The 13,386-nt window shown below is 40.0% G+C and carries 13 protein-coding genes and 1 pseudogene; 10 read left to right on the top strand and 4 right to left on the bottom strand.

Annotated elements, in window-relative coordinates; genetic code table 11:
- Positions 1-27: 27 nt before the first annotated feature.
- A pseudogene (locus tag BN997_RS01855) lies at positions 28-522 on the top strand (LD-carboxypeptidase); the annotation flags it as partial.
- 76 nt (positions 523-598) lie between these two features.
- Here the strand turns inward: BN997_RS01855 and BN997_RS01850 are convergent.
- The gene (locus BN997_RS01850; RefSeq protein WP_042529142.1) at positions 599-856 is read right to left on the bottom strand and encodes an AbrB/MazE/SpoVT family DNA-binding domain-containing protein; all 258 of its coding nucleotides are present in this window, start codon (positions 854-856) and stop codon (positions 599-601) included.
- A gap of 502 nt (positions 857-1,358) precedes the next feature.
- On the opposite strand from BN997_RS01850, the gene BN997_RS01845 reads away from it, so the two are divergent.
- Positions 1,359-1,655 (top strand): DUF2653 family protein, encoded by a 297-nt coding sequence (locus tag BN997_RS01845; protein WP_042529140.1) that lies wholly within the window; start codon positions 1,359-1,361, stop codon positions 1,653-1,655.
- A 376-nt stretch (positions 1,656-2,031) separates the two neighbouring features.
- Complete coding sequence (locus tag BN997_RS01840; protein ID WP_042529138.1) at positions 2,032-2,694, top strand: TerC family protein; 663 nt, start codon at positions 2,032-2,034, stop codon at positions 2,692-2,694.
- Positions 2,695-2,747: 53 nt separating this feature from the next.
- Here BN997_RS01840 and BN997_RS01835 read toward each other — a convergent pair whose 3' ends face one another.
- The gene (locus BN997_RS01835; protein WP_042529136.1) at positions 2,748-3,953 is read right to left on the bottom strand and encodes an MFS transporter; all 1,206 of its coding nucleotides are present in this window, start codon (positions 3,951-3,953) and stop codon (positions 2,748-2,750) included.
- A gap of 166 nt (positions 3,954-4,119) precedes the next feature.
- Between BN997_RS01835 and BN997_RS01830 the strand changes: the two genes are divergently transcribed.
- Together BN997_RS01830 and BN997_RS01825 are read left to right on the top strand one after the other, a co-directional pair.
- Positions 4,120-4,701: a TetR/AcrR family transcriptional regulator gene (locus BN997_RS01830; RefSeq protein WP_042529135.1), complete on the top strand. Its 582-nt coding sequence runs from the start codon at positions 4,120-4,122 to the stop codon at positions 4,699-4,701.
- 60 nt (positions 4,702-4,761) lie between these two features.
- Entirely contained in the window at positions 4,762-5,997 is a 1,236-nt protein-coding gene (locus BN997_RS01825; protein ID WP_052484865.1) for a serpin family protein, read from the top strand.
- 138 nt (positions 5,998-6,135) lie between these two features.
- On the opposite strand, the gene csaA is transcribed toward BN997_RS01825, so the two are convergent.
- Complete coding sequence (gene csaA / locus BN997_RS01820) at positions 6,136-6,468, bottom strand: chaperone CsaA (protein ID WP_042529133.1); 333 nt, start codon at positions 6,466-6,468, stop codon at positions 6,136-6,138.
- A gap of 218 nt (positions 6,469-6,686) precedes the next feature.
- On the opposite strand from csaA, the gene BN997_RS01815 reads away from it, so the two are divergent.
- The 5 genes from BN997_RS01815 (at position 6,687) to BN997_RS01795 (ending at position 11,232) form a co-directional block, all read left to right on the top strand.
- On the top strand, positions 6,687-7,394 hold the full coding sequence (locus tag BN997_RS01815) for an ABC transporter ATP-binding protein (RefSeq protein WP_042529131.1): 708 nt from the start codon (positions 6,687-6,689) through the stop codon (positions 7,392-7,394).
- A complete protein-coding gene (locus BN997_RS01810; RefSeq protein ID WP_052484864.1) occupies positions 7,391-8,638 on the top strand; it encodes an ABC transporter permease in 1,248 nt (415 codons plus the stop codon). Before BN997_RS01815 ends, BN997_RS01810 begins: the two co-directional genes overlap by 4 nt.
- A 70-nt stretch (positions 8,639-8,708) precedes the next feature.
- A complete protein-coding gene (locus BN997_RS01805; protein ID WP_042529129.1) occupies positions 8,709-9,386 on the top strand; it encodes a response regulator transcription factor in 678 nt (225 codons plus the stop codon).
- Positions 9,386-10,771, top strand: coding sequence for a sensor histidine kinase (locus tag BN997_RS01800; protein ID WP_042529127.1), 1,386 nt, complete (start codon positions 9,386-9,388; stop codon positions 10,769-10,771). Before BN997_RS01805 ends, BN997_RS01800 begins: the two co-directional genes overlap by 1 nt.
- 71 nt (positions 10,772-10,842) lie before the next feature.
- Positions 10,843-11,232, top strand: a complete 390-nt coding sequence (locus BN997_RS01795) for a hypothetical protein (RefSeq protein WP_042529125.1) — start codon at positions 10,843-10,845, stop codon at positions 11,230-11,232.
- Positions 11,233-11,347: 115 nt separating this feature from the next.
- Here BN997_RS01795 and BN997_RS01790 read toward each other — a convergent pair whose 3' ends face one another.
- Positions 11,348-13,288 (bottom strand): sucrose-specific PTS transporter subunit IIBC, encoded by a 1,941-nt coding sequence (locus BN997_RS01790; RefSeq protein ID WP_042529123.1) that lies wholly within the window; start codon positions 13,286-13,288, stop codon positions 11,348-11,350.
- Positions 13,289-13,386: the final 98 nt, after the last annotated feature.

Below are 13,386 nucleotides of genomic sequence, written 5' to 3'. Positions count from 1 at the left end.
CCCGTGACTTCATTCATGGGTTGTTGACAGTGGGATATTTCCAATAAGTCTATTGCCAGAACAATGTACCCTAATCAGGGTTACGAATTGCTGCAAGGAAGCGGCATCGCTCAAGGCAACCTCATCGGCGGCTGTATCGAAGTGCTTGAATTTGCTAAAGGAACAGCCATTTGGCCGCAGCAGGAAGCATGGCAAAACAGCATTCTCTTTTTTGAAACGTCAGAGGAAAAAACGGAACCGGAATTAATTAAAAGATGGCTTCGAAATTATGCCGCTCAGGGGATTCTACACCAAGCGAATGGAATGATTGTTGCCAAGCCTTATGGGGAAGTACATTACGAGGCGTACAAGGAGGTTATTCTATCTGTTTTAGCAGAAAACGGGCTGCATGACCTCCCAGTGTTATATGGGGTTTCTTTTGGACATACCGAACCAAAAACTCCCATTCCATATGGAAGATTAGCACAAATTGATTGTAATCAGGTATCCTTTTCAATTTTGGAAGCAGCTGTGACAGATTAAATCCGGCTGCTTTTCTTTGCCAAAAATAAAAGGAGACATATGCGTCTCCCTTCCGTTTCAATCTTTCTGGTTCACATCAAAGATATTCTTTAAGAATTTCTTTTCCTTTTGGACTTACATATAATCCGCCCGGCAGCTGTATATTATCATCATTGACTTCTCCTGTGATAAAACAAGTCTTTTCAGCTTCGTATTTCCGTATGATAATTCGGTCTTCCTCTACGAATATTTCCATCGGATCCCGCTCTTGTATGTTCAAACTTCTTCGCAATTCCTTAGGTATAACAATCCGGCCCAGTTCGTCCACTTTTCTAACGATACCAGTGCTTTTCATTCTGCACGCTCCTTTTTTATATTTCTTAAGATAACTATCTATATCATTTCCTCTACCCTTTTTTGGAAATGTATAAACAACAAAGGAACTTATTAACAGTGTGAAAAAGCGGCAGCAGTAATCGATATCACTATCCATAAATACGGTAAGAAAGTATTATTGGTTAAAATATACTGCGTTTTATATACGCTATAGCAGATTTGAAGTCGCTCTTATTATTAAATCAATTGAGACAGTGATATACTATCCATATAATCCTTTTTAGAAACGTTCGTTACACAAAGCAAAAAGTAAGCTCTTTCATCCGCATTTTTCTTTTTCCGAAAAGATTTACAACTTACCCGGACGGAAAAGAAACGGTCAAAAAGAAGCCAGGGAAAGTTTATGCCCCTATAACTACTTCTTACTTCATGCAAATAGGGAGTTTGTAGTAGAATAGAGTAGGCATCATTACCGGAAGCTGAAAATAAGCTCCCAACCATATGCAGGAGGAATTTGAGGTATGCAAAAACTTATTATTCCTGAAGAGGATATTGTGCTTGCTATATGTATGTACATTGCTGAAGAACAGAATATGAGTGCAGATGACGTCCAAGTAGAGTTATTTTATGATGATTACACTGGATTTTCAGCAGAAGTCGTGACATCATCTGGAAAACAGGAATGGATGACCAAGCAAATTATTGCTGCATTAAGAAAATGGATCAAAGAAAATCTCCACGCCGATCCGTATGCAGGCTTAAAATTGGATTTAGACAGACGAAACGGCATTTATGCACGTCTTCGATACAATAGTTAATAGTTCACAAAGCTTTCATCCTATTTTTCATTTTTAAGTTTCTTTACATATTTTTGAAGATACAGGAGCAGTAGCCTCCGCTTCTATGAATAGCGTATTTATTTTCATTATTTTATTTTTAACTGGATGAACACTTCTTTTAAGATGGTTTAAAAAGCTTAAGAAACGTTTCTAAACATGTATGTACATAATAGCCAAAAAATCCTTATTTTCTTTATGAATGAAGAAAATAAGGATTTTGAGTTTGATAATGAATCCTCTGTAAAAGAGAATTATTGTTCTATTTGTTTTCTGCTCCATTTTTTCCTCCCGCCTGTTCTGATTTCTCGTACAAGCTCATATACTTAACCAATGACTTGATGAGGAAAGGAGAGATATGTTGGAGTTTATACAGACCATCGGACAGATTCTCCTGATTAATATTTTACTGAGTGGAGATAACGCGATTGTCATTGCAATGGCGAGCCGGAATCTTCCGGAACATCTTCAGGCACGCGCTATTCGCTGGGGAACGTTCGGCGCAATCGCACTTCGGATTCTCTTTGTATTTATTATGATTTACCTGCTGCAGCTTCCTTTTATCCAATTAATCGGCGGGTGTCTCCTATTGTATGTAGCATATAAATTACTAGTGGATAAGCAGGATCACAGCCAGATGAAAAGCGGGAATTCCTTGCGGGAAGCCATTACGATTATTATCTTTGCTGATGTGATTATGAGCTTGGATAATGTACTAGCCATCGCCGCCATTGCTGATAGTGATTTACTTCTGATTATTGCCGGGATTATTTTAAGCATCCCGATTATCTTAACAGCCAGTGAATTGATTTTGAAGCTCATTGAGAAATTTCCAATTATCATTTACATTGGTGCCGGCCTGCTTGCCTGGACAGCCGGAAAAATGCTGTTAGAAGAAGCATTGGTACAGCAGCTTTTTGCTTCGCTGAAATATGGACAGCTTATCTTCCTTAACATTCTTACTCTTGCCGTTCTTTTTATTGGGAAATGGCGCAGAAATCAATTAGAAATGACGGTGTAAAAAAACCTCTTATGGGCCTTAACGTCACATAAGAGGTTTTTAACTCTGCAGATTTAAATGCTTTTGTAGGTTTTTGCTTTTGTAAATAACACTGCTGTAATAATCAAGCCAAGCATTCCAAAACCAAGCAGAATAGCTTGAATTGGGATATTAGCAGCTGATAACCCGGAAACAAGGGCGTAAGAAATCGGATCGAATCCATTCATAGCCAGGAAAATAATACTCATGACCCTTCCCATAATATAATCTTCCGCCTGTTCCTGAGCAGCAGTAAAGAATGGGATGAATACAAATGACATGGAAAACCCGATAAAGAACACAACTATTGTCAGCATCGTTAAATTAGGAACAAGTGCAAAAATGACATATGCGATTAATGCTCCCAATAATCCAAATAAGGAGGTCCTCCCTTTCTTCTTGACTAAGACAGAGCTGAGTATCCCTGTGCCAGCCACCAGACCAATCCCCAGACTGGCTTCCATATAACTTAGATTAAGCGGGGTTCCGCCATAGCTTTCCACCAGGAAAGGAATCGCAATATGCAATGTTCCAAACACAAAGAAGTTAAGTGTAATAAGTACAACTAACCCCGTCATAAGAAAGCTTGAATTGCGAATATACGCCAGACCTTCCTTGATTTCTTTGATTGGCTTCTGCTTTTCCTGCAACGAAACCGGCCCTTCATTAATGAAGCGCGGATAAATAATGACCGCAGAAAGCAAAGCCAAAATCATTGCTACAAAATAACTGCCGCCGACACCGATAGATTCCATTAATACACCGGCAACAATCGGACCTGCTACAAATGAAATCTGATCGACACCCTGGAATAAAGCATTGGCACGCTGCAGCTGGCTTTTCTCAACAATCTTAGGAATCATCGATGAACTTGCCGGCCCGAAAAAGGCATCCAGCATCCCAAATCCCGCAGCAATCAATAGAAGCAAAGTAAGTGATAATGCATCATTTTTTATCAGTATATATAACACAAGCAAAAGAATAGCCTGCACAAAATTCGCTAAAAACATAATCGTCGTCTTCTTGTAACGGTCCGCTACCACTCCTCCGAAAATCATCATCGAAATTCTCGGGACGGTTGCAGCAATTAATACAAGTCCTAACGAGCTGGCTGATCCGCTATCACTGATAACAAACCATGTCGTTGTTGTCAAAAACATACTGAAGCTGACAACACCAAAGATCCCAGCAACAAACAACAACACAAACGTACGATTTTTAAATAAAGGCTGTGCTTCCATACTATCTTTCCTCCGGCTTTCTTATTGATGAAACAAAGCGTTTTGTTTATTTTCACATGACAGGCAGGGATATATGCTTTATAATAAGAAATAACATAACCTACCGACCGTTCGTTTCTAGAGAAATTTTACCTCACCATCATTACTCTGTCAAAGGAGAATCATCATGCATACAAAAGAAAAAATTTTACTCGAAGGAATGGAGCTTTTTGCAACGCTTGGCTATAATGGGACCTCCATGACAAAAATCGCCGATCGAGTTGGCCTGCAGAAATCTTCTCTCTACGCACATTACAACAGTAAAGAAGAATTATTTTTCGATGTAACCACAAAAATCGCTGCGGATTACGTGGATTTTGTGAAGTCCGCCTTTAAAAATGAGGGGAAAACCGCGCAGGAAAAATTGTATCTTTCTTTCCAGGCACATGTGAAGGACATGGCAAATCACGACAGCAGTATTGAATTTTATAATCGTTTTTCCTCTTATCCTCCTAAAGGTTTAAAGGACAAAGTTTTAGAAATATTGCGTGACAGCGAGGAGCAGGCACGGGCGTCCTTTAAAGAAGAGATAAAAAAAGCACAGGCAGATGGTGCTGTTACAGAAGAAGTTTCTCCAGAAGAAGCTGCTCGCGCTTTTTATGGTTTATTGGACGGTCTATCGTATGAAACAAACTATTATGAAATGGATGTTATTGAAAGTCATGGGGAGTCGATGTGGAAGGTATTTTGGCGCGGGGTTCAGGCATAGTTGTTCCCCCCTTTCATGTATGATATGTTTAACAAAATCATATAAGGAGATGCTGATAAAATGATGAAAAAATTACTTTGTCTTTGTATCGTTCTTATTTTAACCGCTTGCAATTCCTCTGATTCTGAAGAAAATCCATCGCCTGCCGATATAGAATCGCCAGACGATGCTTCCAAAGAAACCGTACAGGCAGGATTAAACCAGCTTGGGTTTGAAGCACTCTCCGGATTAGACAAGAACGAGGATGGTAATGTATTTATTTCGCCTATCAGTATTTGGACAGCACTGAACATGACCTATCACGGCGCAGATGGGAAAACAAAAGCAGAAATGGAAGAAGTGCTTGGCCTGGAAAACATCGACTCGGATGCCTTGCTTTCTGCCGACCACGATTTGTTAATGGAGCAAGCAGCAGATAATCAGGAGGTAGAACTGTATCTCGCCAATGCTGTATGGTTCAGGGAGGACATGGAAATAAATGCTGCTTATCAAGAAGCACTAGAAACATATTATCAGGCAAAAATAGACCCTTTAACAACTGCTGATGCCATCAATGATTGGGTTGCTGAACAGACCAATGACCGGATTGATCATATGGCTGATGATATTTCTCCTGATTTAATTTTATTCTTGCTTAATGCCGTTTACTTTCAAGGAGATTGGACGTATCCCTTCGATGAAACCTTAACAGAAGAACAGGAATTTTCTTTAGAAGATGGCTCCACTATAGAAACACCGATGATGACTTTGTATAAGAAAGACTTATATTATTGGGAAGATGAGAATGTCCAGGTTGTTTCCTTGCCTTATGAAGAGGAAGAAACCATACAAATGCAGATTTTCCTGCCAAGTGAGGACACGAGCTTTTCTAATTTCCGAGAAGACTTTTCTTTGGAAAAATGGCAAGAAAGCATGGATGCGTTAGAGCAGCAAACAGGAACGGTATTACTTCCATCCTTCACGCTGGAATATGAATCGGAGCTCAATGACTTTTTCATTCATCTTGGCATGGAACAGGCCTTTGACCCGAATCAGGCTGATTTATCCAACATGTTTGAGGGAACGAATGCTTCAGACGCTTATATCAGCAGAATTTTTCATAAAACATTTATCGACGTCGATGAAGAAGGAACAGAAGCTGCCGGCGCTACTTCAGTGGAGGTAGAAGAAACTTCTGCTGTATTGGAAGATACGTTTACCATGAATATCAACCGTCCATTTCTATTCACCATCACCAATACAGAAGAGGATATTATTTTATTTATGGGAAGTATCGAACAGCCGGTACAAGAATAAAATAAATCTTTATTCAGTGGAATCCGCACAGCCAGTTTACTGCGAAAAAAAGAACTTTCCACGCATCTTTGAACAAACCGTTGCAAAGGTCCGTTCAAGATAGCTGGACAGTTCTTTTTTGATTTTAAACTTAGCGCTTCACGAAATTTTCGTCCCGTTTGTTACTTGCTCATCCGGACGAAGCAAAACGACATCTCCCTCTTCTTCTACGCCGCCAACGACAAGCACCTCTGATTTAAAGCCGGCAATTCGACGCGGCGGAAAATTAACGACCGCAACAACCTGACGTCCTATCAAATCCTCTGGTGTATAGCGCTTTGTAATTTGTGCCGATGATTGCTTTTCACCAAGCTCCTCGCCAAAATCAATCCGTAATTTAATCGCCGGAACACGCGCCTTTTCGAGCGGTTCTGCATGCAATACCGTACCTACACGTAAATCGATCTTCATAAACTCTTCAAACGTTGCCATTCTATCTTCCTCCTGCGAACAAATTTTCAAATTATTTCTATTATATCTATCTTAATGGAAAGGCATACTTGAAAGCAAACAGATAAAATGAATATAGCTTTGGAAAGCCGCTGTTTCTTATTAAAACGAAACCTTTTTCCTGATTTACCGTATTTCTATTATAGAATAATTCATTTACTTAAATAGAAACACACTCTATAACTCAGGGAGGAGATTCTGTGCTGCAGGTACATATCGATTCAGCAGGTTATCAGCAAAAGGAACCTTATCTGCAAAACATTCATTTCACCATCTGTCCCGGTGAAATTGTCGGTTTAATCGGAGCAAATGGCGCCGGGAAAAGTACAACAATCAAATCAATCATCGGCACCATGGAGCATGTACATGGAAATATTGAATTAGAAAAAGACAAACAGCTGGCCTACATCCCCGAAGAGCCGATTCTCTATGATCGCCTTACGCTCTGGGAGCATTTACGGCTTGCTGCGACGTCTTATGAAATGCCCCAAACTATTTGGGAGCCCCGCGCAAAGGATCTTCTCAAGAAATTTTCGCTTACGGGTAAAGAACATGAACTGCCTATTCATTTTTCCAAAGGAATGCGGCAAAAAACATTGATTTGTCTAAGCTTTATGACAGAAGCGGACATTTATATCATTGATGAACCTTTTATTGGATTAGATCCAATCGCAACAAAGCATTTGATTAACCTGCTGTATCAGGAAAAAGAACGCGGAGCCGCTTTGTTGATGTCTACACATGTCCTGGATTCCGCAGAGAAACTCTGTGACCGGTTCATTCTTTTAAACGAAGGAAACACGATTTTCCAAGGAGATTTACTGGAGTTACAAAAAGAAACAAATCAGTCCGCTGGCACTTCTCTTTTAGATTGTTTTTATGAATTATTAGAGGAGGGCGTATCATGAATGGAACTGCACGCACGCTGTTCCTCAAACGGCTCCAGTCCGATTATAAAAATCTATGGGAAGCCAGCAAGCTGATACTGGATTGGACCTTATTTATCTATATCTTGATTCCCGGGATTGCTATTGGTGCTTTTTTCTACATGGAATGGCTGCAGGATATCCCCTTTCTATTAAATTTCATTGGCTGGTATGGCTGGATGATGATATTGGTAATAAGCTTTTTCTTCCATCATATCAAATTATTTACTTATCTGGCGGACCAGCTTTTCTTAAGCAGAAATATTCCCTTGCTGCGGCGCATCTCTCAATATGGAATCGTCTATTCAACTAGTATGATGCTACTTACCGCAACGTTGTTTTTTATCATTGCTGCACCTTTTCTAAGCAAACTATTCTCTTTATCTCTGCTTTCTTTGGGATATTTATGGCTTTACTATCTCTCAGGCGTATGTTTGCTAACCCTATGGAAAAAATATGCACAGATTCATATCTCCTCTTTTATTATTCGTTCGATATCCATTATTCTAATCCTTATACTATGGATAAGTTTATCACAGGGTATCTTATTACATTTACCTCTGTGGATAATGTGGATAACCTTAAGTGTTATCGCTATTACTTTTGTATCTGACAAGCTTGCTTATCATGGAACCCATTTTTTAAAAATTGCTGAAATGGATGAACAAACAAGAGGAAAATGGGTTAATCTTTTATTTACCAATGTCCGGCAGCAAGGGTACAAACCTCCTTCTGCAAAACCAATCAGGCTCTGGAAGGAATCACAGGTTATGTTTCAAAAGCAAAGCAGTGAAATGATATTCACCGATGCCTATTTTAAATCCTTCTTCCGCAATTTACCGGTGCTGATGCCGCTTGTTCAGCTTACAGGACTCCTAATTGCGGTGCTGATTGTATCTGCACCGCATTGGACTGGCTATCTATTTTGGCTGGCTTCGATCTATATCATTGTGGATATTACTAAAACAGGCTGGCTTGGCTTTCGATTTAATTCTTTTATTGAGCTTTTCCCATGGAAGGAATCCATGCTGCGAGGGTCCTTGGAGACCAGCGTGCGACGGCTGAGTTCACCTATTCTATTCGTTATCGGACTCCTTTTCGGATATTTAAAATTTGGTCTTTTCGGGATGCTGATTTTCTCTATTATCAGTGTGTTGTCGGGAATAGGGCTGGTGTATTGGCATATTCGTTATGTTCCGGTTAATCACGTAAGCATCGAAGAATAATTTGGCAGCTTGCTATCATTTGCTGTAAGCTTAAACTAAGTATGAACTAGTATGAATGGAGACTACCCATATGCAAAGAATCTTAATTGTTGATGATGATACCCGCATTTTACAGCTTGTCCGGATCCAGCTTGAAAAGGAAGGTTTTCTCGTTGCAGAAGCCAAGGATGGTGCAAATGCTTTATCTCTCTTAAATAAAACCAGCTGTGATTTAGCCGTCGTCGATGTAATGATGCCATTTATGGACGGTTTTCAGCTGACAAAAGAAATTCGTAAGCAATACGATATTCCGATTATTTTACTCACAGCCAAAGGGCAAATTGAGGATAAGGAAGAAGGCTTTCTGGCGGGAACAGATGATTATCTAGTAAAACCATTTGAACCGCGTGAACTCAGCTTCCGTATTCATGCTTTGCTGCGCCGCTACCATCAGGAGAACGATACGCATATCATACGATTGGGAGATACCGAAATTAATCTGGATAGTTATGAGGTAAAGATTGGGGATAAAACCCTGTTACTTCCCTTAAAGGAATTTGAATTATTAGCATTATTGGCAACTTATCCACAAAATGTGTTTACCCGCTCACAACTGATTGAAAAAGTGTGGGGAATCGATTATGAAGGTGATGACCGTACCGTAGATGTTCATGTCAAACGACTGCGGGAGCGTTTTTCTTCCTTGACTTCTGCTTTTTCCATTAAAACTGTCCGAGGTGTTGGCTATTATCTGGAGTCAGCAGAATAATGCGGTCACTATATGTTAAATTTGCTGCTGTCACTATTGGTATCATGCTGCTTAGTGGTGTGATTGCCTTTTTCATATCGAATACCTATTACCAGCATTCTCTGAAGCCCCAAAACGATGCAAAAAATACAGAAATCGCCTTAGATATGGCTGCGTTTATTGAAAATAATCCAGAAATCGATATCAGCGACTATTTATCAAATATAGCAGATGTCGGTTATCAACTATACCTTGTGGATAACTCAAGTCAAGAACAGTTCTTCGGAGCAGCCTTCCGGGAAAATAATCTGGAATCAGCTGTCGTGGAAAATGTGCTGAACGGGGAAGTTTACCATGGCATGCTCCATTTCCCTCAGGAAACCTTTGTAACAGGTTTTTTTGCCAATGAGCTGAAGAATTCCATTGGGGTGCCGCTTACGTATCAGGGAGAGAGCTTCGCACTATTTATCCGACCAGACATCAAGCTGCTCTTCAACGAAATGCATTTATTATTTGGAGTGCTCTTTGCTTTAACAATTATCCTTAGTATTTTGTTTGTTCTTTTTAGCACAAATTACCTTATCAAACCCATTTCCCGGCTTAGTGATGCTACTAAACAGCTGGCTAAAGGAGATTTCCAGGTGAATGCCTTGAGCACGAAACGAAAGGATGAGCTTGGAGAGTTATCCTCAAGTTTCTCACAGATGGCGAAACAAATTGTGGAAAACGAACAAGTACGCAAAGAATTTGTTTCTAATATCTCGCACGATATTCAATCTCCATTATCTAATATCAAAGGGTATACGAACTTGCTGGAGGATAACGAATTAACAGAAAAAGACAGGCAGCAGTATATCTCAATTATTAATGAAGAAACCGGACGTTTATCCACCATGACGGACCAATTGCTGCTGCTTGCTTCGCTTGATCATGAAAAGCACATTGTAAAAAAGAAGCATTTTAACGTCAGCAGTCAATTAAAAAACCTATTAAAAAGTTATCAATGGCTGATTCATGAAAAAGAAATCATGCTGAGCTACACACTCCCTGACTTGGAAATTTACGGCGACCCTTCACTGTTAAATACGGTTTGGGATAATTTGCTTTCCAACGCATTAAAATATAATCAATCAGGCGGCAGTATTGATATTCAATTCACATATACAAATGAGCAATGCTCTATTTCTTTTACAGACACGGGAATTGGTATTTCTGAAGAGGAAGCAGAACGTATTTTTGACCGTTTTTATCGGGCGGATGCTTCCCGTACAAGGAGTGTAAAAGGCACAGGATTGGGCTTATCCATTGTGGCTACAATCATAGATTTACACGGCGGTACTGTCATAGCCAGACCTGGTGAAACTGCCGGAACTATCTTTATTGTTACTTTGCCGATTTCTAACTAAGTTTTTCTCCTTATTCACAATGCGTTCATATTCATTCGTTACGATGAAGCAAAAGAAATAAGGAGGACATTATGATTAAAAATCCAAGTCGTTTGTTATTAATCTTATCAGGAGTTTTCGGTCTCATCGGTGCCATTTTGGGCGCACATATGGCAGGTTCAGGATCATATGCATTCCGCCCTGTTCATGCCCACAGTCTGGTAGTCGGCTGGCTGTCCCTATTTTGCTGGGCAATATTCTATAAAGTTTTTCAGCCAAAATCATCTTTCTTAACAGCCCTCCATGTATGGAGTGCAGCAGCAGGATCCATTGGTTTAACGCTTGGAATGTGGTTGTATATGGTACAGCCATTTGAGCTGCCGCAGCTGCTTACACTTATTCTTTATATTGGAGGCGGAGTCACACTTCTAATCAGCTTTGCCTGCTTTTTTATTCTTACCCTGTTCACAAAAACAAACTAAAATAAAGAGTTAATCCAACGTGAAAAAGAGAAGGATGACAAAATGTCCCTTCTCTTTTTCAGATTATTAATATACTGTCTGAAACCACTCTTCCTCTTGTAGAGAGATAGACTGTTTATCTATTTAAATGCAGTAAATTATCGCCTTCCGTAACTGCTTTCTGATTTACAGGAAATACTTCCGCATAATCACCCGTATTGGTGATAATGATCATTACCGTTGGATCATAACCGGCATTTTTTATTCCATCAATGTTGAATGCTCCTAAAATATCGCCTTTTTTTACTTGCTGTTCTTGGCTTACTTTGCAATCAAAGCCTTCTCCATTCAGATTTACAGTATCAATACCGATATGGATTAAGATTTCTGCTCCTTGATCCGTACGAATTCCAAAAGCGTGCCCAGAATCATAAGTGACGGTAATCGTCCCGTCTGCCGGAGCTACAATCAGCTGTTTTTCCGGATAAATAGCTATCCCTTTCCCCATCATCTCTGATGAAAACACCTGATCATTCACTTCCTGTAACGGAATAAGCTTTCCAGTAAGCGGGGAGCTGATTGTTACTTCGCCTGCTTGAACAGAAGTAGCTTCCGTATTCGTTTCATTTGCCGGTTCTTCCGGGCTTTTATCATTTTCTGGCGCAGCTAATTTTCGCTTTCCATAGATAAAGGTTAACGTAAAAGCAACTACCATACTAATGACAATACCGATCAGAAACATTGGAATCGAATTAGGTGCAATGGAAATGAAACCAATCACACTCGCCGGTCCCATTGCTACTGCAAGCACATGGAAAAAGCCGATAAATGCAGAAGCAATGCCTGCCCCAATCATTCCACAAATGAATGGAAATTTCAGTTTTAAGTTCACCCCGAAAATCGCCGGTTCTGTAATACCCAGCATCGCAGATACACTTGCAGAAGACGCCAGACCTTTTTGCTTTTTATTCTTTGTAACAAAGAAGATTGCCAGACATGCCGCACCCTGGGCTACGTTTGCCATGGAAGCAACCGGGAAAATAAAGGAACCGCCAGTGTTTGCTACATCCGCAAGCAGCATCGTTTCAATCGTCGGGAAGCTTTGGTGCAGCCCCGTGATAACAATTGCAGAATAGAACGTTCCGAAGATCCCTAAGCCAAATCCTCCTGTGGTCTGGTATAACCACACAAGACCGTCTGTTAATCCGTCAGACAAGGAACGCATCATTGGTCCGACAAAAATAAACGTTAAAAATCCAGTAAGAATTACCGCAAACATTGGTGTAAAGGTAAAATCAAATGCATTCGCCAGCCGTTTATGGAAGAACTTCTCAATGTTAGCCAAAATCCATGACACTGCCAAGACTGGCAATACAGACCCTTGATACCCAGCTTGTGCTACGTCCAGACCAAAAATGTTCCAGTAGCTCATTGTTCCGTCCTCAATCGCATTTGCTACCGCATAGCCATTGACTAAATCCGGCATAACCATGGCCATCGCCATTGCAGCACCTAAGTACGGATTACCGCCAAATCGCTTCGTGGCGGAGTAACCAATCAGAATTGGTAAAAAGGCAAATGGCGCAGAAGAAAGCAGATTAATAATACTGGCTACATCTTCAATGGCAGGAAACATTTCTACAACCGACTGCGGGCCGAATAAATCCGGAGATGTCAGCACATTATTTAAAGCCATCAATAAACCGCCCGCTACTAAGGCCGGAATAATCGGCACGAAGATGTCAGACAGTAATTTAATAAATGACATGATTGGATTCGGTTTTTTCTCTTCCTCCGATATTGCTTTCAAATCGTCTTTGGATACTTCTTGAATGCCTGTTGCATCTGTTAATTCTTTATACACTTTATTTACATCACCAGGACCGATAATAATCTGGAACTGACCATTTTGTTTAAACGTTCCTTTAATATCTGGATGATTATCTAATCCTTGCTGGTCAATATTTTCATCATCTTTTAAGACTAAACGTAAACGAGTTGCACAATGAGCGGCAGCTTGTATATTATCTTCGCCAAGCATTTTCAGGATATCTTCTGCAACCTGCTTATGATTCATGATTTCTTCCTCCCTGTAACCGTTTTTTTTATCATACAAACAAAAAACCAATATGTCAATCGTTTATCATATATTTCACTAATCATTTATATAAATGC

The organism is Oceanobacillus oncorhynchi (assembly GCF_000821065.1).
GTDB lineage: Bacteria > Bacillota > Bacilli > Bacillales > Amphibacillaceae > Oceanobacillus > Oceanobacillus oncorhynchi.
The sequence above is the reverse complement of the archived record's forward strand: the minus strand, read 5'-3'. Positions and strand labels throughout refer to the sequence as shown.